Here is a 23,583-nt window from a genome sequence, read left to right as displayed (position 1 = left end):
TGGGACTATTTTATTTGTAAAGATTGAATTGTTCCCTTGTTATAGCTAGACATGCGAAACGGTAATAAACGAGGGAGGAATGTGCCCAGAAACGGGAGCGAACAAGGAGAACGGTAACAATAGAGGTGGACTCGTGCCCAAAGTTCATCTCAAATCACAAGAATCACTTCATTACTTTTTCTCAGTTATAGATAAAAAGTGTTTTCCCTGGCTTATATTATTTAAAGAAATATTTCTATGATACAATATATTATCATCTACAATTGGAGTGTTCTTTTATGTGCGGCCGATTTAATCTATATTCTAGTATGGAATTATTATTGGAACGTTTTGACCTCAAAAATGCAGAATGGATTGAATGGTATCCCCGCTTTAATATTGCGCCAAGTCAAGATGTATTGGCTGTTGTACAAGGGGAGAATGGCAATAAAGGCGGCTTTTTAAAATGGGGGCTTGTCCCGTCTTGGGCCAGCGACCCAAAAATAGGGTATAAAATGATCAATGCTAGAGCCGAAACATTGACGGAAAAACCAAGCTTTAAACATCTGCTTTCTAGAAGAAGATGCTTAATTATTGCAGATGGTTTTTACGAGTGGAAGCGGGAAGGTGATGGCAAGCAGCCTTATCATATACGTTTGAAAAATGGGGAACCATTTAGCTTTGCCGGACTATGGGATCGTTGGGAAAAGAACGGGGAGAAGCTGCAAACTTGTACGATTATTACCACAGAGGCAAACAAATTGATGAAACCGATTCATGATCGGATGCCGGTCATTTTAACGAAGGAAACGGAGAATCGATGGTTGGATCGAACAATAGGGAATAGTATTACGGATGTCCTCAAACCATATGATTATCAGTATATGGAAGCATATCCGGTTTCTTCTCTAGTAAACAGTCCCAAAAATGAAGGGGAAGAATTGATTAATTCATTATAAATGAGGTTTTAACATGAAAAAGGAAGTTTTTTGGTGGATTATTGCTGTATTTATGTGCTGCTTGATTTTTTATTTTACAGGCACGCAGGCCTCAACAGGCTCTCATACACAACAAATTATTGAAAAATTAACTGGGCTAAGTCCGGACAAGGCAGAGACGATTAATTTTTATTTTCGTAAGGCTACGCATTTAACTGCCTTTGGGTTTCTTGGAATTTGTTTTTTTATGGCGTTAAAAAAGAAAGCGTTCCTTGCTTGGGAGATTACAACCATTTACGCTGCCACGGATGAGTATCATCAATCCTTTGTGCCAGGTAGAACTGCGTCCTTTAAGGACGTGATTATTGATTCGTGTGGATGTATTATTGCGATACTTATTGTAAGGTATTTTCAAGAGAAAAGAACCAAAAAGGAGTAGTTCATCGATACTACTCCTTTATCTATGGAATTAATAATTTCAATAGATCCAATATTCCTCTATGTTTTGATTTATTATTGGAATCAGAATTGGTGTCGCCGCCTCCTGTAGGTGTCGTGTTCGAACTATTGTCGTCATTTCCGGTTTTAGTGCCATTGGAGGAAGTGTTAGTGGTTGGGCTTTTTTCCTCTGTAGTACTTCCATCTGATTGCTGCATGCTTGGGTTTGTTTGGCCACTTTTTTTATTATCCTCTTTATCACTTGTTTGGTCTTTTTCATTAGAAGATGGTGTATTGCTACCTTTGATTAGGGAAGATTCGGTATCTTTCGCTTCTGATTGTTCACTGTCTACTTTTTTGGAGCCTTCACTCTTACCGTCTTTATCAGGGTGTAAGATTTTATTTACATCCTTCATGACTCCAGTTTTCTCCTTATTGGAATCCTGTTTCATTTCATCAGGATGTAAAATTTTGTCTAACTCTTCCGGCAGCTGGAGCTTACCATCCTTAGCAGCTTCGAGGAGCTTCGCAAATAATTCTGCCTGCTTTTGCAAATTTTCATCTGAATCACTGCTTGTATCCACTGTTACTCCTTGTTCAGAGAGACTGGCTACTAGGTCTGGTAGATCCGCATTTTCAGCCGTTTGCTTATGTGCTACAAGGCGTACATTTTTCATTCCAATCTCACCAATATTATTAGGTAGATAAATTCCTCCAAATTCAATCTTCGTTACATCCACAGCCATATTTTTCAACTCTACAGGTCCGGTTGACTTAAATTGAATTGTCATGGGACCGCTAGATGTATTTATTACTTTTGTAATAGTAAGACCATAAATAGTTGCCTTTATAAAAGATAACCTAAGCATAAGTTTATTTTGGTTACTTGTTGTTTCCCCAGAAACGATACCAGGTAATCCCAGGATTCCTTCCACCCGGTCTGCTTCGATAACAAAGCCATCTGCCATGGAAACGGAATCAGTTTCAGCATGTAACTTATGCGGAAATAGGAAAGTATTCAGAAGCACTACAAAAATAAATAAAATTAAACTGCATTTTTTTATCAACATTATCACCATTTTCTTAAAATCAGCTAGAAGCCGTTCTAAGCATTTAATTTCCTTTCAACTTCAACAGAACTAGCAGCAACTTCGGCATTGGAAATTTCATTCATGTTTTGATTAGGTTCAATGATTTCATATTTCCAGGCAATAGATAAGGAACCGCCGATGATACCAAGGATTGTACCGATGAGAAAACCGCCAAGGGCACCCATTACAGATAAAACGGATAGAAAAATCGTAATGACTCCAAATACAATATTAAACTTTGGGAAAAAATAACCTAAAGCACCTATCAAAATTATGAGTCCGCCAAAGATAAGGCCAATCACAACCAGATTCCCAGGAGCAAAGGCTATGCTCATGAGCTGTATAGGAATGTATAAAATGATGATACCAGCAAGGAGCGACAAGGTCGCTCCCCAAAATGGCCGGCTCATTCTCCAATTTTTAAACCTCTGTCTTTTCGAAATGCTTTGACGCATAGAAATTCATCTCCTTGAAGAAAAGCCATGTTATTACTTCTTAACAAATTCAACCTTCATTCCAGGTAATGTAACTGCTTGTTGGAATAAGTATTCTGTATCCAAGCTTCCATTAGTAATGGTTACTGTGTCTGCACCCTGTGTAAAGGCCTTACTTACAGCTTCAGGATCATCTGCAGTAACATAATTTTCGCTGATATTCATATTTGAGAAGGAAGCATCACCGTTAATTAGAACCGCTTTTTGTATAAGACCCTGAATTTCAACAGGAGTTTTATTCCCAGCAGAGATTTTAACTGTATAATTTCCTAATAATGGAATAGAGACGTCTCTAGAAATAACCAGCCCATTAATGGTAACCTTTTGGATGTCATTTACAAACACTGGTTTAACACCATCTGCACCATTTTTAGGGTCGCCGTATAGTGAACCGTATAACTTAAATCCTTTACCAACCATCTTGTCAAACGAAACATTGAATTTCCCGATGCCACCGATAGGGGTTGCATATGCCACTCCGGTAACCCCGAAGACCGCGAAAAGTCCACCTAACAATAAAAATCCACATAATAGTGCGCTGAAAAACCATTTCTTCGATGTCTTCCCCCGAATCATCATCACGCCTTCGTTCATGCAAGTTCCTCCCTTTTTAATGTTTGGATATGTTTTTGGTTAACATGAAAGGTAGCCTCATCCTGGTAGGTGTATGTTAGTATTAAATCCTAAAAAGGCATTTCATTGATCACACAACCATCAACATATCCAATTATTGAAGCAGAAAAAAACATCACCTCCGTAACCGCTTTCATACCTCTATGGTTTAAATTTTATTCAAAAAGTTCTGATAACTGTATTCCTACTATTGTAGGAAAATATAAATAGGCTCCCTACAATTGTAGTGGGTGTAAATTGCCGAAAATTGACTGATATGCTGATTTTTGACGAAGGAAAAAGGGTTCAACTTTTAATATACAGTGGTACTATGGTGGAAATAGGCTTGAATCTTTTTTTGTATTTTATGATGGTTGCCCTTGGGGGGAGTATTAAGTGTCTTTATCATTAAATGCTCATATGAAAACGGTGTTGAAAAACGGAGTAGAATTACTATACATGCATAAAGAATCTATCATAGTGGAATGGAACGACATTTTAGGTTATATGAAAAAAACGAATAAAAGATCTGCAGAGGCCTTTGAGTTTGCGTTCCTTTTTTTAAACCGTTTTTTACAATCAGAAAATCTACAGACAGATACATTACTATCAGACATTCGTTCTGAATGGTACAGGCAATTTCAGAGACCGCCGGAACCAAATTTGCTGATCTTTATTTTGACCCTCTTGGAAAATGCCGTTCATAAAGTAATAAAATCAAAAACGACTCGTTCCTTTCATTTGCATCCCGCTGTTCAGTTTCTATTTTCCAAAATATGTGAGGAGATGCTCTCTATCTCGAACGGAAGATATTTTGACATTAATACACTATGTGAGCAGTTGGTACATTCAAAGCAGCTTCATATTGAATGGGTTGCAAGGATTGAACATGCTACAAATGGCTATAGGTTTAAAAAAGTAATTGGTGTTAACGATGATATGCTGCATTATGATCTCTATCAAGATATAAAACCATCATGGTTTCTTTTAACGGAGTCCCTTTTAAAATTAACAAGTCATCAAGATAAACCGGATAATCGAGATGTGTTCCCGATTCCGTGGAAAGGGGAAACTCTGTTATTTTGCACAAATAATCAAAATGTTACCTCCGTGGCTCCATTTTTAACGTACGCTATGCATTTATTGCAAATAGAGGAGGAAAAAAGCAAGGAGAAATCGAGTGATCAATGGAAGGATGCGGTCATTTTATTTAATGAGTGGATTATGAGATCACATAATTTAGATGAAGCTATTCAAAACATCGCATATGGGTATGCGCAATACCTTCCATTTGAAAGATGTGCATTATTTAAGTATTCCAACACGGATGAAACAGGATTAGGTTTATTCGGTTATCATTTTAATAATGAAGAAATCCGAAATATTAAAGAAAATGTGGATAATATACCATCTTTGTATAAAAGCATTACAAAACTTCATCCCTCAAACGAGGCAATGAAGAACTTTCAGCCAATATATATTTCAAATGCATCGAAGGAATTCCCAAACCATTATGTTCGTCATTTTCAACTGGAATCAGTAATCGTTGCCCCAATATATGTTCCTTCGGAAGGAGAATTAATTGCAGCAGCTATCTTAGATCAGGGGCCAGGAAAGCATTTCGAGGTGGATAGCAGCACCTTCACTGCCCTACTTAAATTTGGTCAAAGTGCTGGAGAATTATTGATGAAGTTCTCCAATACCGATAAGTGGAAGGTGTTGGATTCAAGAGTTGTGCAATTATCCTCACGGGAAATAGATGTTCTCGAGCTATTGGCAGAAGGAGCCTCGACTACGGAGGCAGCGGAAAAGCTACACCTTAGTGAATATACTGTTAGAGACTATATATCTAATATTATGAAACGGCTAAATGCCAAAAATAGAACGGAGGCTGCAGTAAAAGCGATTCGTTTCGGATTAATTAAGTAGATTAGGAAGGAGACTCAAACTCTGGAGTCTCTTTTTTGTTATACAAAAACGGCGGTGGATTTGCTTAACAGGTATATATGCTGCTGCCATGGGTCGGTTGCATATGTAATATTTTTTTTATGGTGTCCATTTTCTTTCCTAAAACCTATATAAAGGGTGAAGGGAGGTGAGCAAAATGGCATCAGCACTTTTGAAAGGTTCCAAGCTAAAGCTAATCTATGATTATGGATTAGATAAGGACGGTAAACCGATGTTTAAAGGCAAAACATTCAGCAATATCCGTCTTAATTCAACACCGGATGAGCTAGAAAATGCCGCACAGGCAATTGCTTCCTTGTCACAGAAGGCTCTTTATGGTGTAGAACGTAATGACAGCTTGGATATTCTTGGGTAGTAAAACAAGAAATTGAAGTAGAAGGAGGTGGTTTGGGTGAAAGTACTTGAATTACATTTTGTAACTGCAGATAACAAAACAGCTACAATTTCAATCGAGGATCCGATCGATCCTGTTGATACAGGAAGGGTGAAAGCAGCGATGGAGCAGGTTATCGCCTCTAATGTATTTCAGAATGCTGCCGGTTTTGCATTTACTGAAATTAAGAATGCTAGATTGGTAGACCATAATGTAACAGAATATACAATCGAATAGTTTTATATGAGAAGGCTTGGTTCGAAATTTGGACTGGCCTTTCTCTTTCTTTAATAAAAACTCTATTCTTAACTTTATTTATTTTCCTAATAAAATCTTAGTTACATCTAATCATTGGTTATGATTAAGAAAAGATGCTCCGAGCTATGAATATATCTAGGATTCATAATGATATACCAAAAACAACCATCTATATGAAACAGCCATAGTTAAAAGAAGAGAGGAGGATTTCCGTTGGATAATATCATGTCCTTCATCAATGAGGTAGGATTTCCAATTGTTGTAACACTGTATTTGCTGTATCGAATTGAAACGAAGCTGGATGCAGTTGTACAATCTATTCAAAGTCTGCCAGAACGAATGAAGAGTAGTGATTAATAAATGGAACGGACTAAATCATGTGATTTGGGCTTTTATCTTGTTGTGAGTGGAGGGGTGGTACTGAGAGGACAGAGGTTCTGTTATTTAGCAAAAAATGTTATAAGGGAATGATTTTAGGCGAATAACGAAACCAATGTCCTCAAACATCTCCCAAATAGCGTTATATATGAAAATAGCGGATTCTGTGTCCTCAAAAATTTGATGAGAGGACTTCGAGCTTTTTATCGACATATACAATAAGAGTATCGGAATTTGTCGAAAAATAAAGATCCTTGCAAGTGGGTAAAATGTCATGAAAAGTTATAAAATTAAAAATGTAACGCTATTTTTTAAAAGCTAAAACTTATATACATCCTTATTTGGAACTTTTTTAAGAAAAGCTGCTCTAGAAACTAATACAAGCTAAAAAATGTAACCAAAAAGCTGGATACAGCCATGGGTGAAAAGAATCATATTCTATTGTTGAATAGAGAAGGAATCACAATGAACATTATAGATCGTATTAGAAATCATCCCTTAATTATAAATAGCAAACCCGCTAAGGCTGACATGATTGCCATCAATAATCACCGTATATATCTTTTATTCTCAATATTGATGATTATTCACTTGGCACAGGGAATTATTTTTTTGATATATAACCCGGGTTTTAAAGCGGAGGACAATGTTTATCAGTGGAGAATGGGTATAGCCATTTCCAATTTTGTGATGTTTGGTGTTGTCTTAATTATCGGTGGAACCGCATTATGGTTAAAGCAAAAGCAACTGGATAAGAGTAAAGCTTCATCAGTTTTGCAATTAATAGCTATTACGGCGTACTTCAGTTTCGGCATAATTGTCAGTGCCTACGGACAATTGGTAAATGCCGGAAGTAATGTATTTTCAAGCGTATGTATTGGCATTGCTGTGATATTTTTAATGAATCCAGTTAAAGCACTTATCTTCTACTGTATTGCATTTTTCTTCTTTCATTTTGGTATCTCCTTTACACAGCATAACAATGATATTCTTTTGTCCGAAAGAGTGAACAGTATCTCGGTAGTTGGCATTAGCTTCGGCATTGCACTAATTTCATGGCGGAATAGTATTTATAAAATCTACCAGGAAAAAGAAATTGAAAAACAAAATCAAATGCTCGAGGCGCAAAATAAACAGCTTGAATTTCTTGCTACACATGATTCTTTAACGGGATTGTTTAATAGAATGGAATTTATGAAATGCGTGGAAATTGAAATGACTAGAATGAGCAGGAATAATAGTAATACCTGTATCATTTTAATGGATATTGATCATTTTAAGCATGTGAATGATCAGTACGGACACCCTTCAGGGGATAAAATTTTAAAAGAGGTTGGGATTCTTTTATCAAATCTTTTAGATTCCAAGTATTTACCTGCTCGCCTTGGTGGCGAAGAATTTATTTTTCTGTTGCCAGAAACTTCCCTCGAGGAGGCAACAGAAGTGGCAGAAACAATAAAGTCTGCAATTCAAAGTTATATGTGTACAGTAGAAAATGAAACAATAATTGTCACAGCGAGCCTAGGAGTGGCATCGCTGAACATGGAAGAGGCCGATCCGTTTACATCTTGCTATCACCGTGCAGATATAGCTTTATATAAAGCAAAAAACAATGGCAGAAATCGAGTTGTTTGTGCATGAAAAATGGGTGGTCATTGATGGACCACCCACTAAAACTGTTTATACAATATCTATAAAACCTTTATCACCTTGATGAATATTGCCTCCCCTAAGCAGTTTAACCGTTTTGTCTTGTTCAAGATTGGTGAAAACAATCGGTGTCACAATAGATGGGACTTTATCCTTGATAAAATCAATATTCATATTAGCCAATCTTTGCCCTTGTTTAATACTGTCTCCTTCTTTTACATATACCGTAAAGCCTTCTCCTTTTAGGTTCACCGTATCAAGTCCCATATGAATAAGCACTTCCAATCCATCTTCCGATTCTAAGCCGATCGCATGATTGGTTGGAAATACGGATTTGACGACACCGTTAAAAGGAGATTGTACTTCTCCATTGGTAGGTTCAATTCCAAATCCATCTCCCATCATTCTTTCGGAAAATACCTTATCCGGAACCTCTTCCATTTTTACTAGCCTTCCACTCATCGGAGCAATAAACGATTCCTTATCAAACTGCTTGGAAGAGCTTGTTTTAGCAATTGTGGTGTCAGTAATAGTGGTGCCAGGCACATCTGGAACTGGTGGATGGTCCAACGAATAAAGCCTTTTCAAGGCATTGGCGGCAAATTCCACATCCGGACCAACGATGATCTGAACACTCGATTTGCTTGTTTTCATGACACCTCTTGCCCCGAAGCGCTTAATCGTCGTTTCATCAATATTTCCGCTGTCCCGGACATCTAAGCGTAATCGGGTTGCGCAATTATCTATATTTGTTAAGTTTTCCTTACCACCAAGTCCCATTAAAAATCCGGCTGCCATTCGAGTGTATTTATCCTCACCGGAAATAGCCACAGTATCATCATCTGCAAATTCATCCTCATCTTCGCGTCCAGGTGTTTTTAGATCTCGCCACTTGATCATAAAGTAGAAAATAATAAAATAAATGACCCCATATATTAAACCTACTAAAATGAGGAGAATTGGTTTTTGGGCAATACCGAAATTTAATATATAATCAATTAGGCTTGCCGAAAAGCTAAAGGAGTCATGAATTCCGAGCAGATATGTTATGGCAAAAGAAGAAGCGGTCAGTAAAGCATGAATAACATACAATAACGGAGAAATAAACATAAAAGCGAATTCAATAGGTTCTGTAACCCCTGTAACAAATGACGTTAACGCCATTCCAAGCAGGAGTCCGGCTGTTTTTCTGCGTCGGTCTGTTTTTGCTGTTGCCATCATAGCGAAACAAGCAGCTGGAAGACCGAACATCATGATGGGGAAGAAGCCAGTTGTAAAGGCGCCGGCACTGGGATCATGATGTAGGAATCGCGTAATATCCCCATGATAAATATTACCAGCAGCATCTTTAAAGGTACCGAAATCGAACCAGACGAGCGTATTAATAATATGATGCAAGCCTAATGGAATAAGGAGCCGGTTTAAGAAGCCGTATACAGCATAACCGAATGCGCCTGCACTTGTAATCCAATGAGCCAAAGCATCAATGCCGTCTTGAACATAAGGCCAAATATAGCCAAAAAGGATACCTAAAATAAGTCCAGCCAAAGCAGTTACAATAGGAATAAAGCGCCTGCCTCCAAAGAAAGCGAGCCATGTCGGCAACTGTATATCGTGGAAACGATTATACAGCATACCGGCAATAATTCCGGAAACGATTCCCCCTAGGACTCCCATATTAACGGTGGGATTAATCGCATGGGTAGTAAAGGTTAGGACCATATAACCAATGGCACCAGCCAAAGCGGCAGCACCATTGTTATCTTTTGCGAATCCTATTGCGACCCCTATAGCAAATAGGAGGGCAAGGTTACTAAAGACAGCATCTTGTCCAATTGCCATGCTTCCGAAAAATGCATTCCCAGCCTCCGCGATAAACTTAATATTAAGTAAATCCGGTTGACCAAGACGCAATAGCAAGCCTGCTGCCGGCAATACAGCAATAGGCAGCATTAACGATTTACCGATTTTTTGCAGGAATGATAGCATACATTCATCCTCCTAAGGTCCTGATATAGTTGCTTTACAACAATTGCTTTAATCAATGGAAATCTTCGTTTTTTCCCTTTCTTTTTTCGGTTCACGCTTGTCCATTTCCTGAATGACGTCAACTAAATCATCAATCGCCTGCTCTCTAGCATAGTTTTGATTATCCTCTAACTGAGCAGTTACACTGATAATCATTCTTTTAATAAATGTCCAATCTTCTTTAAACGTTAAAAAATCAATTGTCTCCAACGGTTCTTCCTCCTACAATAATTTACCTTTAAAATATCCTTTCTTTGGCATTTCTATTCTTTTATTGGAAAGGCATATTTTATAAACTGTTACATTTGAAGGAGACAACCCATTATCTTGGTTTAGACAAGTAAAATGAGGCAATCATTTTTCAGTTGGAAATCATTAATATTGAAAGGAATAGTAAATTTAGTATAATAATAGGAGAGCCTAATTGGAGGAGTACCCAAGCGGCTTAAGGGGGCGCACTCGAAATGCGTTAGGGGCGGCAAACCCGCCTGCGTGGGTTCAAATCCCACCTTCTCCGCCAGAATACATATTGATGAAATGTAAATGAGTGTGTGTCTCTTCAACCATAAGTTTTCGTAAAATGAAAGCTTATGCTTGAATATACTTTACGAAATTATATACTTGAATTTTTAGAAAGATATAATGAAATTAACAATGGAAAAAGCTGATGATCAAATAAGGTCATCAGCTTTTTTATAATATAAAGGCATAATAGTTCAACATAGGATGGTATTTCTTATTGAAGTAAAGGGGCAGTTTAACTTAAGTACATTTCTTCACAAAGATTAAAAAGAAAATAATCTTCCCAATTTATTTATAACAGAAACATTTTAATTGAAAATGTTTCATTTTTTCTGACAGACTTATTAGATTTCGAAAACAATCAATTCAATCATCTTTTTGAATAGGAAAACTATAAAAAACATGCACTAGAAAAAAAATAAATCATATATAGGTGATATCCCGTTTGTATGCTTGAGGAGGATAATATGAAACCTATGTTACCTAGTGAAAAATATTTTGGTAATTTAGAACTAGTTTATGCATTTTATGGGGCTATGCCTACAGGTGTTACTGTTTCAGAAACTGGTCGTATTTTCATTTGTTTTCCGAAATGGGGAGACGATGTTAAATTTACGGTGGCGGAAATTGTTGAGGATAAATTGCAACCTTATCCTAATTTACAAACCAATTTGGCTTATTCCGAGAATATCACAATGACTTTCATCAGTGTACAAAGTGTAGTTGCTGATGGAAGGGGAACGCTTTGGGTATTAGATACAGCTGCGCCCAATTTTTCTGAACCCATTAAAGGTGGGGCAAAATTAGTCGCTGTTGATTTAAAAACCAATACAATTAGAAGAGTATATACCTTTACAGAAGATGTTGTCCTGCCAACAACTTATCTGAATGATGTCCGATTTGATTTCCGTGTAGGCAACGCAGGTTATGCATATATAACGGATTCTTCTTCAAAAGGACCAGGAGCTATTATCGTCGTAGATTTAGAAAATGGAAATGCCTTCAGACGGTTAAATGGAGCAAATTCAACTTCACCCGATCCCTATTTTTTACCGAAAGTAGAAGGTCAAATATTAATGAATCGAAACAAAGACGGTTCAACTTCTCCATTTAGATTGGCGTCTGATAGTCTTGCGATTTCTCCCGATGGAAAGATATTATTTTTTGCTCCACTAACCAGTCGTCATTTGTTCTCGATCTCAACAGAAGTCCTGAGAGACCAAACGACACCGGACATAAATTTACCTTATCATGTGGAGTATTGGGGAGAAAAAGGTGCGTCTGATGGAATGATCACCGATGCAAAGGGAACTGTTTATGCTGGAGATTATGAAAACAACAGTATCCGTAAGATATTGACAAATGGCATAATGGAAACTATAGCACATGATCCAAGAATTTTATGGCCGGATACTTTTTCAATTGGTCCGGATCAATATCTGTATGTCATTGTGAATCAATTACATCGACAGCCTAGATTTCATTATGGAAAAGACTTACGACAGAAACCTTATAGTTTACTTCGTATCAAAATTGATGAATTTCCTGCTCCGACCTTTTCATAATAAAAATAGTCATCAATTAAACAAACACAGTTAGCAAAAAGTATTAACTTTATTTACTTATGCCAAATAAACTCAAAATGGTTTAGGAGGTACAGTTTATTTGGCGAGTGATAAACTGTTCCTGGAAACTTTTTATAATGTCGGTAAGTTCAATGCTGTATTGATATTATTTAAATCCAAACTGATTTGTTCGTTTGTATCCCAAGCATAGTACCATCCTTTTTCTGCCATATATGCGGATATTTGTTCATGCATATCAAGAGCTTCCACTAAATGGCGTGTGAGCATTTCTTTAATTTCCGGTGTTCCTGCCTCCGTAACTGCCATGGCATAATTTCTAATTCCACTTTTAGCTGAAATGAGTAGATCCATTGCAATCACTTGATCCGATAGTACTTTTATATCGTTCTGTCGTGGGACGCAATTTATATATTCGTGTGGCAAAGGAATTAGGATTATACCTTCGTGTTTAATTTTGATTCCTTATTTAAATTGACTTTTTTTACGAGTCCATGATATTGGTTGTGGCAATGGTAAAAATATTATGGAATCCACAATAACAGAAGAAATCCGTCCATGAATCTTTCAGAGACGGATTACTACAAACTTTCATTTTGGTTACGATAAGTTTTTCAAACCTTAATTAGTGTTATTTCTATCCTTCGGTATAAACTGCAATCAAAACTTTGGCAATTTCATCCCCTATATTTTTAACGTGATGAGGGACACTAGCACACCAGTTGAACGTATCTCCCTCTTCTAAAATATAGGAATCTTCTCCTTGTTCTGCTAGAATTTTTCCTTTCAGAACCAAATGGCATTCTTCTCCTTCATGTGCATTTTTCTCCCCTGTAGAAGCTCCTGGAGGAAATTCCACCAATCTAACGCTTAATCCTCCTCTTGTTGCTAAATGCTCCACCATTAAATTTGACTCATTGAAGGTTGTTATTTTCCGTTCATTTTTTCTGATTACCGTCATGTGTTCATCTTTTTCTAAAAGAAGGTAAGGTAAAGGGACTTTTAAGAAAGTGGCGATCGTTTGTAAGGTATTTATGGATGGAGAGGTGTTGTTGTTTTCAACATTGCTTATAAATCCCTTCGAAAGCCCCGTTCCCTCACACATTTGCGAAATTGTAATTTCTTTTCTATTTCTTATGGCACGTATTTTAGATCCGATTTCCATGTTTATCACTCCAATGTGTATCTCAATAGTAAAATTAATTTCATATTAACATAATAATGATTGACATTCCAAATTCACTTTTGGTATCTTGTAATAGAACAATGATTCATATAGGTAAACTTTTTAAGACTGAAATAATATATTACGGGGGTTTTTCGAAATGGAAGCTGGAATGATTTATGAACTTCGCCGTCCTAAGAATCTAGTTCCTGGGAAAAAGTATCCTGCATTGTTTGTTATGCATGGTATTGGTAGTAATGAACACAATATGTTTTCACTCGTTGATGGGCTTGAAGAATATTTCTATATATTTAGTGTAAGGGGACATTTGACTCAAGGCTCCGGATTTGCTTACTTTACGATTCAGGGCTATGGAAAACCACATCGAGAAGTATTCGATGAGGGAATCGATAAATTAGCCAACTTTATTGATTTTGCATCAGAAAATTATTCAATAGATTCCAATCAAATCTACTTGCTGGGCTTTAGTCAAGGAGCGATTGTTTCCATGACTATGTCATTAATTCTTGGAAACAAAATTAAGGGTGTAGTAGCACTAAGTGGTTATATTCCTCAATTTGTAAAAAAAGAATACAATATCAACCCAGGTAATCACTTATCAGTTTTTGTTTCACATGGTGAATATGATCAGGTCCTACCGTATGAATGGGGCAATGAAAATGTAGATTATTACACTAAACTTGGGATTCCGGTAACTTATAAATCATATCCAGAGGGACACACAGTATCCGAAAATAATCTTCAAGATTTTCAGACCTGGATTTTAAATGATTTACAAAGATAAACAATCGAGACTACAAAAATATGGAGGAATAAAAGATGATGCCATCATTATTTATAGCTCATGGTGCACCATTACTTGCAATTGAGAATAATGATTATACAAAATTTCTAAATCAATTAGGACAAGATATACATCGACCAAAAGCTATTGTTTTGTTTTCGGCCCATTGGGAGTCAAGGGTTCAACAGGTGAGTCAAGTAGATCAATATAGTACGATTTATGATTTCGGTGGATTTAATCCATCTTTATACACGATCAAGTATCCTGCTCATGGGAGTCAAGACATTTCGAATGAAATAGGGGACCTATTCACTAAAAATGGTATTTCTTTTGAGAATGACAAAACTCGCGGTTTGGATCACGGGGCATGGGTCGTACTTCGCTTACTTTATCCCAATGCGGATATTCCGGTTATTGCTATGTCAGTGAATCCAAATCTTAAGCCTGAAGAACAATATAAGGTAGGAAAAACATTATCGGAACTAAGAGAAAAGGATATTTTAATCATTGCTAGTGGGGGAACTGTTCATAATTTAGGAGCCGTAAAATGGGCTGACAACGGAGAGATTGATTCGTGGGCACTCGAATTTGATGATTGGCTATCAGTAAACCTTAAAAGTTGGGATTTAAAATCTTTATTTAACTTTGATTCGATTGCTCCCCATGCATCTATAGCGGTACCCCCGTATGGGAATGAGCATTTTGTTCCAATCTTTTATGCGATGGGTGCAGCAGATAATGACCGTCAAGCGAAACGGCTCCATCGTAGTTATCGATACGGGAATCTAAGCCACAGCGTATGGCAATTTGGTTGAAAAAGGTGAGGACATGGATCTAAAAGATATTGCGGATGAGATCTATCGCCACCAAAAGGATGCTGTGGCAATGGATAGAATCTTTCCCAAGAAACCTAGTATTACTTTAGAAGATGCTTATAAAATTCAAGAAATAAACATAGAAAAGGCATTACATGAAGGGGACCAATTTGTCGGTTGGAAAATGGGTCTGACAAGTGTTGCGAAACAACGTTCCATTGGACTCCATCAGCCCATATACGGAAGATTACTGAGGTCAATGAAAATCTCCGATGGGGAGCTTTCTTTAGATGGATTAATTCATCCTCGGGTTGAGCCTGAATTTGCATTTTTATTTAAAGAAAAACTCGAGGGAATGAATATCTCTGAGAAAGATGTTTGGCGGGCTACTGAGTGCATCATGCCGGCAGTAGAGGTTATTGATAGCCGCTATAAGGATTTTTTATTTAACCTAATTGACGTAGTTGCTGATAATGCCTCTAGTTCAAGGTTTTTTATTAAGGAAAGCAAATATGCTCCAGCTCAATTTCAATGGGAAAACCTTATGGTCAAAATTAGATTGAATGACCGTGTGGTTCAAGAAGGGATAGGGTCAGCTGTTATGGGACATCCTGTACGTTCGGTGGTTGAATTGGTTAAAATGTTAGATTCATCGGGTCTATGTATCGAACCGGGGATGATTGTATTAACCGGTGGAATAACGGATGCAGTTCAATTTTTTAGCGGGGATTCCATTCAGGTTGATTTTGGCCAAATAGGTACCATTGATTTAATCGCTAGATAATGTTTGCGGAGGGACTAATAATGCCGATTGTACAAGTTCACTTGCTTGAAGGTAGATCAAAAGAATTAAAACGGAAATTGATTTCAGAGATTACGGAAGCGATTAGCAGGACGCTTGGCAATTCACCTGAAACAATCCGAGTATTATTAAATGAAGTTCCCCAAGAGAATTGGGGAGTAGCTGGTATGCCAATTAGTAGTAGACGAAATAATTAAGTGACTAAACATTTATTAGGGGGAATAGTTATGAACTTAAAAACCGAAATTGGTGCACTTATTTTACGAGTAACATTGGGATCATTATTTTTTATTCATGGGTTCGTCAAATTTCAAGGTGGAATTGAAAATATTGTAGATTGGTTTAACAGTATTGGATTGCCAGGATTTGGGGCATATGGGGTTGCTTTACTGGAGATTATCGGTGGTGTCGCTTTAATTATTGGATTGGGAACAAAAATTATTTCTGCTTTATTTGTTTTACAAATGATTGGGGCAATATTAACTGCAAAACTTTCAGTTGGATTATTAGGAAATGGGCAAATGGCAGGTTATGAATTGGATCTAGGATTCATGGCAATTGCAATATATCTTACAATCACCGGTAGCAATTTATTATCAATTAATCAACTAATTTTCCAAAAGAGAACAAATAAATTAACATAATTTAGTATTAAAAGTACAGGAATTAGCCCTCAGCCAATCATTAAAGGCGTTCTTGCTTGTAAAGCACATGTTGAAGAAACAAAAGATGTTCCACAAGCCACAGGATTAAAGGTTATGGAAAAGATGCGAAAATGATGGAAGAACGATGAGGGGAATTCCCCTTTGGAGTGGGGATTTTGTAAAAAATGGATGAAGTCCTTTTTAATCAGGACTTCATCCATTTTTATTGTTTTTATTTTGAACCTGGAGCCGGTTGGTCGACACCTTTTACATGGTGGCGGTGATGATTCGCTTCAGAAGGCTTTTCAAACGTTTTATTATTTTTTTATCCTTGTTATTTTTATCTAATTAAGATTCTACAGCCTGCATTTTTTATTTATTTAAAGAGATACTAGATAAAAATAAATAATGAGGTAAGAATTATGCATGATAAAGGGAAGATTACAGCCTATCAAATGGCACTGATGATATATCCAACGATTTACGCCACAGCTGTTCTAATGGTTCCAGAAATTACAGGTCAATATGTGGGACGCGATAGTTGGGTAGCACCCATTTTAGGTTCCTTAAATGGATTTTTTACTGCTTATATCCTTTATAAATTACATAAGATGTATCCAAATGAATCGCTTATTCAATATAGTAAACATATTATTGGGTCCTTTCTAAGTAAGATACTTGGATTATTGTACCTGTTCTTTTTCTTGTACATGTGTGGGTTCATTTTAAAGGAGTATTCCTTTTTCATTGGAATTTCCCTTTTACCAAAAACCCCAATGATTGCTATTATAGGAAGCGTTGTTATTATGGCATCTCTCGCTATAACTGGAGGAGTGGAGGTGCTTGGGAGAGCTTCCCAACTATTCATTCCTATTTTCATTCTCCCTATACCGATATTTACAATCATGCTTCTTAAAGACTTGGATCCAAAGAATGTTCTACCGATCTTGGAACATGGTTTGTTCCCTTTGCTTCAAGGTTCTGCTGCCCCGCAGGCTTGGTTTAGTGAGGTATTCCTTATATCTATGTTTCTCCCATTTTTAAAAGATCCTGAAAAAGGATTGAAATGGAGTTTTATCTCAGTATTTGCGGTTATGCTTAGTCTTGTTAGTTTAAATTTACTGACTACTTTCCTATTTGGAGAGATGACAGCTAGTTACACTTTTCCTGTTTTCAAGGCTGTACGGATTATCAGTCTTTCTGATTTTTTTGAACATTTAGAAGCGGGAATTATCACTATTTGGATTTTAGGCGCGTATATCAAAATTACAGTCTTCTTTTATGCATTAGTTTTGGGTACCGCACAATGGTTGAACCTTTCAGACTTCAAACCAATCGTTTTACCATTCGGTTTATTAATATCTCTATTTGCTATTTGGGAATTCCCTAATTTGCAGGAACAGTTCGAATTTTCAAAGATTATATTCCCGTTTTATGTTCCATTTATGTTCACTGTACTACCAACAATATTATTGATTGTTGCTAAGATACGGACAAGAAATACTATGAAGAAAGAGCCTCCCCGTATATCAAATTATTAGAAAAGGTTGTTTTTCAGATATTTTATCTAATAACCTTCCTTTTCCGTTTGAACTTTTTTGATTGAAAATCAATCAGTCTAATAAAAAATGATGTTTTAGTAAATAGGAAATTCGCTAACAGAAAGGACTTGTTCAACTTGTTTCGAATTTTTAAAAAACGTCCACAAAAACAACAACCTTATGAAGGAAAGAGTAACCGAAATCTTCCTCTGTCATCTGAGTTGGATAAAAATCTTCAAATTCTAAAATCCATTTATCAGGGTTGCATTGATGTAATCTATCATCCTTTTTTAATTGCCGGAAAAACAAAAGCCATCCTTGTATATATTGATGGCTTATGTGATACAGAACAAATAGATTCTAGCGTCCTTGCTCCTTTAATGTCTAAAACAATGGATAAATCGATGAGCCTTCAAGAGACATGTGAAAAGATTCAATTATCCAATATACGAGTTGTCAAGACATATGATGATTGTATAAAGAACATTTCTAATGGAAACCCCATCCTTTTAATGGAACATGAGGATCAAGGAGCAGCATTAGGACTAGCCAAATGGGAAAAGAGGTCCATCGAAGAACCTGAATCCGAAAGCGTAATCAGGGGACCAAGAGAAGGATTTGTGGAAACATTGGGAGTCAATATTTCCATGCTTCGGCGAAAAATCAGAAGTCCGAACCTTAAAATGAAAAAAATGAATATCGGGAGTTATTCTGATACCAGTATAATCATTGCTTATATAGAGGGAATTGCTAATCAGTCATTAATAGATGAGGTTCAAAACCGACTACAGAAAGTCGAAATCGACAGTGTATTGGAAAGCGGATATATCGAGGAATTGATAGAGGATAATGTTTTTTCACCGTTTCCGCAGTTACTTGATACGGAACGACCAGACGTCGCCTCAGCTAACCTACTGGAAGGACGTGTCGTCATATTAGTAGATGGTACTCCTTTCGTTCTAATTGCTCCTGCAAGCTTTTTTTCTTTTTTTCAGGCACCGGATGACTATTACCAACGTTATTTAATTAGTTCTGTTATAAGAATAATGCGTCTTTTCTTTATGTTGATTTCTGTATTTTTACCTTCGCTCTATGTAGCAGTTTCCAGTTTCCATCAGGAGATGGTACCTACAACCTTGCTATTAAGTATGGCATCGTTACGGGAAAGTGTCCCATTTACTGCCTTGATAGAGGCTTTAATAATGGAGATTGTTTTCGAAGCACTTCGTGAAGCAGGGCTCCGATTACCTAAACAAGTCGGAGCTACAGTAAGCATTGTCGGGGCATTAGTTATCGGGCAAGCTGCTGTTCAAGCAGGACTTGTTTCTCCTCTCATGGTAATTGTTGTGGCGATTACAGGAATTGCTTCTTTTATGGTCCCTCGCTACTCAGAGGGGATTGCTTTAAGATTGATTCGCTTTCCCATCATGATGCTTGCTGGAACGATGGGTCTACATGGATTAGTGCTTGGTTTTATTGCAATAGTCATCCATTTATGTAAATTACGCTCTTTCGGAGTACCATATCTTTCACCATTAGCCCCAACAATAGGACCAGAAATGAAGGATTCTTTTATACGTTCTCCTTGGTGGATGTTAAATACAAGACCACATTTAACTGGAAGATTTAATAGGTACAGACAGGCTCCCAATCAGCAACCAAAACCGAAAAAATAGATGAAGAATGCTGAAAATTAAAGGAAGGGACTTGAAAGAATGAACTATACTTTGTTTCGAATAATGAAAGCTATTCTTGCCTTCTTTCTTGTTCTTTCACAGTGTCTTTTGCTAACTGGTTGCTGGGATAATAAGGAACTAAATCAATTAGCTATTATTGTAGGAGCAGGCATCGATAAAGAAAAAAATAATAAAATTAAATTAACTGTTCAAGTCTTCCTTCCTCAATCACAAGGTGGTGGGCAACAAAGTAGTTCTGGTAAGGCCCAAGTAGATATCAAATCAGCTGTTGGAACAAACATGGCTGATGCTGCATCCAATCTTCAACGGGAATATTCCCGTAGACTTTTTTGGGGACATTGTAAAACATATATCTTTGGCAAATCCCTCTCTGAAACAGGGAACCTAGAGAGACAAATTGACTTCATAGACCGTCATCCAGAGCCTCGCGAGGATTCTCGTTTATATGTCAGTGATGGAAAGGCATCTGACATTTTACAGCTATCACCTTCATTAGAAAGATATGTAGGAGATGTACTACGAAAGATGTCGGAAATGCATGTTGGTGCAAATATTACAGTGAAAGATTTTGAACAGATGGTTACAAGTGAAGGAGGAGGTGCACTATTACCACTTATTAAAATCAAGCATCAAAATAATGATGATAGGAAAATGAATGTCTCTCCCATCATTGGTGGTACTGCTATTTTTATGAGAGATAAAATGATCGGGAGAATTAATGAAGTTGAATCAAAAGGATTATTATGGGTAAGAAATCAAAATGAATTACCTGAAATAACAGGATATCCCAAAAAAGGGCAAACCATTTCACTATATTTGAAAAGAACAAAGACAAAGCTGATTCCAAAAATTGAAAATGGAAAATGGAGTGTCGCTATATATATATCAAAGGAAGGGATGATTGTTCAAAATGGAAGCAAAATAAATATTATGAGTAAGAAAAATACAAAGAGAGTAGAAAATTATATAGGAAAAGACGTTTCTAATTCCATAGAGAAAGCCCTTAAGGAAGTAAAGGATGGAATGAAGGTGGATACCTTTGGATTTGCTACAGCTTTTCATCGTAAATACCCAAAAGAATGGGAAAAAGTAAAAGATCACTGGGAAGTTGTTCTTCCAGATATCCATGTAGAAACTAATGTTAAGGTACATGTACTCGAGCCTGGGTTGTCGACCTCTACTATAGAGTGAAAGGAAAAGGAGCAAATAAATGAAGATATTTGAGCTTATAGGGATATCCATATTAGTTTTTCTGATCCTCTTAATTGAATGGCGGAAGTTATATCCTAATCAAAAGAAAGAAAAAAGAATGCTTGTAGCCTTAACAGCAATGAGCTTGCTACTAGCAATCTTACTTCTTTACTTTCCAGAAATTCCGGGTCCAACTCAATTGATTAGTTCCATCTTTTACCCGCTAGGGAAGATGCTTAAATAAAATATTTAAGAAATCAAACAAAAATTACAGGCATTAACTGAAATTTAACAAGATAGAAATTGCACTTAATCAACTATGGAACACCCAGAATAACTTTTATATACGTTTTAACAGATTTTTCTTCATAAAGAATGCAACTTTTCTTTAATAAGAAAAATAAATCCTATTAGCAATAATATTAAGTGACAAAAAAGTTGTTTTATTGACAATAAAGTCGTTTAAATAATTATAGATTATTTTAAAAATACGAGTCATCCTATTCTATAATTGGATGAACTAGCCTAATTTCTCCATTCAACTCCTAGAAATTAGGCTTATAAATATTGAAATTACCTTAACGTTGTAAATCCGCGGGAAAGCCCCATTTCCTCCATTTACTTTTTCAAGCCTGCCGCAAAGAAAGGACCATTCATTGTAATCGTGGATAAAATACGAGCCATCTCTTCTGGAGATTCCTCTCTATCACTATTCAGCCATTGCTGAATAACTCCGATATGTGCCGAAGCAATATAGGAAACGAGGTATTCCGCTGGAACCAGGAAATCTTCCTGCTTAATAAAGGGAGTTTTATTACTATTAAATAGATTTTTCCATATAAACTTTTTCAATTTTGTTTGGAATGATAAATCTCCTTTTGGGCCCAAAACGGCTTTCATAAACCCTCTATTTTTGTCTAGATACTCAAAAATGGAAATAAGGATAGTAAAAGGTGCAGTAGTTGGAGGATTTGTTCCTAATTCCGCAATAATATTAGGAACGTTCTTTATGATCCTGTCCGCCATTTCTTGCATAAATTCCTCCTCACATTTGGTCATTAAATCATATTTATCCTGATAATGGGTATAAAAGGTTCCTCGGTTGATTTTTGCCCTAGTTGTTAGGTCTTTAACGGTAATTGCTTCAAAACCTTTTTCTTCTATCAATTCTATCAATGCTTCCCGGATAGATTCTTTTGTACGTATGACCCGTAAATCCGTATTGATATCCCGCATTCCACATTCCTCCATTATTTGTTCAACACATTTAGAAAAAGTGTCGGATATACGACACATTCATTATTTCTGGTTATTGATAAGAACGTTATCTATCATTATAATTTAAAAAACAACACGTTGTTCATTATTATAACCAAGGATAAGGAGGAAATGAAGTGAATCTTTTTAAGAACAAGTTGGTGGTGTTATCACCCATCATTACATTGGCAATCATATTTATTTTTTCTCTAACACTTTTTCCATCCGTACAACCTCAACCGAAAAATTTACCCATTGCCATTGTTAACGAAGACCAAGGAGTGCAAATTCCTAATCAACCAAAGATGAATATGGGGCAAACAATCATTGAAATGATACAAAAAAATGCAAAAACCACAACAGATAAAAACCCTACTGTGAAATGGGTTAAAGTAAAATCCGCAGTGGAAGTACAAAAAGGATTAGATAATCAAAAATATTATGCAGCATTGGTAATTCCGAAAGATTTTAGTGGGAAGCAGGCCTCTTTACGAACACCATCACCTGATTCGCCTGTACTACAAATATTTATTAATCAGGGAATGAATACTGCGGCATCAACTGTAGCAGGGCAAATATTGAATGGATTAGTGGACAATCTGAATAATACGGTTCGCACCCAGCTACTGGATGGATTTGAAAAGCAAGGAGCAACTTTAACGGCAAAACAAGCTGAAAGTCTAGTAACTCCTATAAAAAAAGAGGTTACAAATGTTAATGAAATTGGTACTAATAGTGCAAACGGTAACGCCCCAGTTTCCTTATTTCAACCATTATGGATGGCTGTTCTCGCGAGTTCAGCAATCATCTTTATTGCCGTCCGCAAAATGCCGAATACCACTCGAAAAGAAAACCTTTTGACGAAAATCGGGCAAATTTCCATGGGTGCTATTGTAGCACTAGTAATTGGATTTGGTTTAACTTGGATAGCAAAGGGAATGGTAGGGCTGAATATTCCAGATTTTATGGATACAGCTTTATTTTTAACGATTACTTCATTTAGCTTCTTTCTAATGATATCAGCTGTACTTTCCTTGTTAGGCATTAGAGGGATACCAGTATTTGCATTATTACTATTCTTTGGGGCACCTTTACTTGCAATGGCACCTGAAATGATGTCTTCCTTTTATCGAGATTGGGTTTATCCATGGTTGCCGATGCGATTTATGGTAGAGGGTTTACGAGAATTATTCTTCTTTGGAAAGGGCTTGAACTGGAATACTCCTGTATCCGTCCTTGTATGGATTGGAGTAGTAAGCATGATAATCATACTAGGTACTGCTGTTAAACTAAATTCAGTAAAAGAGAAAACGCAGAAACAAAGATTAGAGGCTTAACGACAGATTGGACATTA

The 23,583-nt window shown here is 36.6% G+C and carries 26 protein-coding genes and 1 tRNA gene; 19 read left to right on the top strand and 8 right to left on the bottom strand.

Going from position 1 to position 23,583, the window contains the following annotated elements:
• The first annotated feature begins 278 nt into the window (after positions 1-278).
• Both KHA87_RS14840 and KHA87_RS14835 read left to right on the top strand, forming a co-directional pair.
• The gene (locus KHA87_RS14840; protein WP_213094923.1) at positions 279-938 is read left to right on the top strand and encodes an SOS response-associated peptidase; all 660 of its coding nucleotides are present in this window, start codon (positions 279-281) and stop codon (positions 936-938) included.
• Positions 939-951: 13 nt separating this feature from the next.
• Positions 952-1,356 (top strand): VanZ family protein, encoded by a 405-nt coding sequence (locus KHA87_RS14835; protein ID WP_213094922.1) that lies wholly within the window; start codon positions 952-954, stop codon positions 1,354-1,356.
• 22 nt (positions 1,357-1,378) lie between these two features.
• Here the strand turns inward: KHA87_RS14835 and KHA87_RS14830 are convergent, their stop codons facing one another.
• The 3 genes from KHA87_RS14830 to KHA87_RS14820 are packed head-to-tail and all read right to left on the bottom strand — an operon-like array spanning position 1,379 to position 3,534.
• A complete protein-coding gene (locus tag KHA87_RS14830) occupies positions 1,379-2,425 on the bottom strand; it encodes a hypothetical protein (protein WP_213094921.1) in 1,047 nt (348 codons plus the stop codon).
• 35 nt (positions 2,426-2,460) lie between these two features.
• A complete protein-coding gene (locus KHA87_RS14825; protein ID WP_213094920.1) occupies positions 2,461-2,901 on the bottom strand; it encodes a DUF6114 domain-containing protein in 441 nt (146 codons plus the stop codon).
• Positions 2,902-2,934: 33 nt separating this feature from the next.
• The gene (locus tag KHA87_RS14820; protein ID WP_213094919.1) at positions 2,935-3,534 is read right to left on the bottom strand and encodes a DUF6230 family protein; all 600 of its coding nucleotides are present in this window, start codon (positions 3,532-3,534) and stop codon (positions 2,935-2,937) included.
• A 414-nt stretch (positions 3,535-3,948) separates the two neighbouring features.
• Between KHA87_RS14820 and KHA87_RS14815 the strand changes: the two genes are divergently transcribed.
• From KHA87_RS14815 to KHA87_RS14795, 5 genes are all read left to right on the top strand, one after another.
• The gene (locus KHA87_RS14815) at positions 3,949-5,481 is read left to right on the top strand and encodes a LuxR C-terminal-related transcriptional regulator (protein ID WP_213094918.1); all 1,533 of its coding nucleotides are present in this window, start codon (positions 3,949-3,951) and stop codon (positions 5,479-5,481) included.
• A gap of 175 nt (positions 5,482-5,656) precedes the next feature.
• Positions 5,657-5,875: a DUF1659 domain-containing protein gene (locus KHA87_RS14810; protein WP_213094917.1), complete on the top strand. Its 219-nt coding sequence runs from the start codon at positions 5,657-5,659 to the stop codon at positions 5,873-5,875.
• 36 nt (positions 5,876-5,911) lie between these two features.
• A complete protein-coding gene (locus KHA87_RS14805) occupies positions 5,912-6,130 on the top strand; it encodes a DUF2922 family protein (protein WP_213094916.1) in 219 nt (72 codons plus the stop codon).
• Positions 6,131-6,376: 246 nt separating this feature from the next.
• Positions 6,377-6,508: a YvrJ family protein gene (locus KHA87_RS14800; RefSeq protein WP_481748374.1), complete on the top strand. Its 132-nt coding sequence runs from the start codon at positions 6,377-6,379 to the stop codon at positions 6,506-6,508.
• A 486-nt stretch (positions 6,509-6,994) separates the two neighbouring features.
• A complete protein-coding gene (locus KHA87_RS14795) occupies positions 6,995-8,170 on the top strand; it encodes a sensor domain-containing diguanylate cyclase (RefSeq protein ID WP_213094914.1) in 1,176 nt (391 codons plus the stop codon).
• A 39-nt stretch (positions 8,171-8,209) separates the two neighbouring features.
• Here KHA87_RS14795 and nagE read toward each other — a convergent pair whose 3' ends face one another.
• Complete coding sequence (gene nagE / locus KHA87_RS14790; protein WP_213094913.1) at positions 8,210-10,168, bottom strand: N-acetylglucosamine-specific PTS transporter subunit IIBC; 1,959 nt, start codon at positions 10,166-10,168, stop codon at positions 8,210-8,212.
• Between the two features lie 48 nt (positions 10,169-10,216).
• Entirely contained in the window at positions 10,217-10,417 is a 201-nt protein-coding gene (locus KHA87_RS14785; RefSeq protein WP_213094912.1) for a hypothetical protein, read from the bottom strand.
• Positions 10,418-10,633: 216 nt separating this feature from the next.
• Here KHA87_RS14785 and KHA87_RS14780 point away from each other — a divergent pair.
• Together KHA87_RS14780 and KHA87_RS14775 are read left to right on the top strand one after the other, a co-directional pair.
• A tRNA-Ser gene (locus KHA87_RS14780) sits at positions 10,634-10,727 on the top strand.
• A 469-nt stretch (positions 10,728-11,196) separates the two neighbouring features.
• A complete protein-coding gene (locus tag KHA87_RS14775) occupies positions 11,197-12,294 on the top strand; it encodes an L-dopachrome tautomerase-related protein (RefSeq protein ID WP_213094911.1) in 1,098 nt (365 codons plus the stop codon).
• Positions 12,295-12,426: 132 nt separating this feature from the next.
• Here KHA87_RS14775 and KHA87_RS14770 read toward each other — a convergent pair whose 3' ends face one another.
• Both KHA87_RS14770 and KHA87_RS14765 read right to left on the bottom strand, forming a co-directional pair.
• Positions 12,427-12,723 (bottom strand): spore coat protein, encoded by a 297-nt coding sequence (locus tag KHA87_RS14770; protein WP_213095190.1) that lies wholly within the window; start codon positions 12,721-12,723, stop codon positions 12,427-12,429.
• A gap of 226 nt (positions 12,724-12,949) precedes the next feature.
• A complete protein-coding gene (locus tag KHA87_RS14765; RefSeq protein WP_213094910.1) occupies positions 12,950-13,477 on the bottom strand; it encodes a helix-turn-helix domain-containing protein in 528 nt (175 codons plus the stop codon).
• Positions 13,478-13,637: 160 nt separating this feature from the next.
• Here KHA87_RS14765 and KHA87_RS14760 point away from each other — a divergent pair, with 160 nt between their 5' ends.
• From KHA87_RS14760 to KHA87_RS14720, 9 genes are all read left to right on the top strand, one after another.
• Positions 13,638-14,282: an alpha/beta hydrolase gene (locus KHA87_RS14760; RefSeq protein ID WP_213094908.1), complete on the top strand. Its 645-nt coding sequence runs from the start codon at positions 13,638-13,640 to the stop codon at positions 14,280-14,282.
• A 35-nt stretch (positions 14,283-14,317) separates the two neighbouring features.
• Positions 14,318-15,097: a DODA-type extradiol aromatic ring-opening family dioxygenase gene (locus tag KHA87_RS14755; protein ID WP_213094907.1), complete on the top strand. Its 780-nt coding sequence runs from the start codon at positions 14,318-14,320 to the stop codon at positions 15,095-15,097.
• 13 nt (positions 15,098-15,110) lie between these two features.
• Complete coding sequence (locus KHA87_RS14750; protein ID WP_213094906.1) at positions 15,111-15,881, top strand: 2-keto-4-pentenoate hydratase; 771 nt, start codon at positions 15,111-15,113, stop codon at positions 15,879-15,881.
• A gap of 20 nt (positions 15,882-15,901) precedes the next feature.
• Positions 15,902-16,096, top strand: coding sequence for a 2-hydroxymuconate tautomerase (locus KHA87_RS14745; RefSeq protein ID WP_213094905.1), 195 nt, complete (start codon positions 15,902-15,904; stop codon positions 16,094-16,096).
• Between the two features lie 30 nt (positions 16,097-16,126).
• Positions 16,127-16,543 (top strand): DoxX family protein, encoded by a 417-nt coding sequence (locus tag KHA87_RS14740; protein WP_213094904.1) that lies wholly within the window; start codon positions 16,127-16,129, stop codon positions 16,541-16,543.
• A gap of 422 nt (positions 16,544-16,965) precedes the next feature.
• Entirely contained in the window at positions 16,966-18,084 is a 1,119-nt protein-coding gene (locus KHA87_RS14735; RefSeq protein ID WP_213094903.1) for a GerAB/ArcD/ProY family transporter, read from the top strand.
• A 137-nt stretch (positions 18,085-18,221) separates the two neighbouring features.
• Complete coding sequence (locus tag KHA87_RS14730; protein ID WP_213094902.1) at positions 18,222-19,760, top strand: spore germination protein; 1,539 nt, start codon at positions 18,222-18,224, stop codon at positions 19,758-19,760.
• Between the two features lie 39 nt (positions 19,761-19,799).
• Positions 19,800-20,972, top strand: coding sequence for a Ger(x)C family spore germination protein (locus KHA87_RS14725; protein WP_213094901.1), 1,173 nt, complete (start codon positions 19,800-19,802; stop codon positions 20,970-20,972).
• Positions 20,973-20,991: 19 nt separating this feature from the next.
• The gene (locus KHA87_RS14720) at positions 20,992-21,216 is read left to right on the top strand and encodes a hypothetical protein (RefSeq protein WP_213094900.1); all 225 of its coding nucleotides are present in this window, start codon (positions 20,992-20,994) and stop codon (positions 21,214-21,216) included.
• Positions 21,217-21,590: 374 nt separating this feature from the next.
• Here KHA87_RS14720 and KHA87_RS14715 read toward each other — a convergent pair whose 3' ends face one another.
• Positions 21,591-22,208, bottom strand: coding sequence for a TetR/AcrR family transcriptional regulator (locus KHA87_RS14715; protein WP_213094899.1), 618 nt, complete (start codon positions 22,206-22,208; stop codon positions 21,591-21,593).
• A gap of 158 nt (positions 22,209-22,366) precedes the next feature.
• Here KHA87_RS14715 and KHA87_RS14710 point away from each other — a divergent pair, with 158 nt between their 5' ends.
• Positions 22,367-23,566 carry a YhgE/Pip domain-containing protein gene (locus KHA87_RS14710; RefSeq protein WP_213094898.1) on the top strand — a complete coding sequence of 400 codons (1,200 nt, stop codon included), beginning with the start codon at positions 22,367-22,369 and terminating at the stop codon, positions 23,564-23,566.
• The last annotated feature ends 17 nt before the right edge of the window (positions 23,567-23,583 follow it).

This window comes from Bacillus sp. FJAT-49736, from assembly GCF_018343615.1.
Lineage (GTDB): Bacteria > Bacillota > Bacilli > Bacillales > Bacillaceae_C > Margalitia.
The sequence above is the reverse complement of the archived record's forward strand: the minus strand, read 5'-3'. Positions and strand labels throughout refer to the sequence as shown.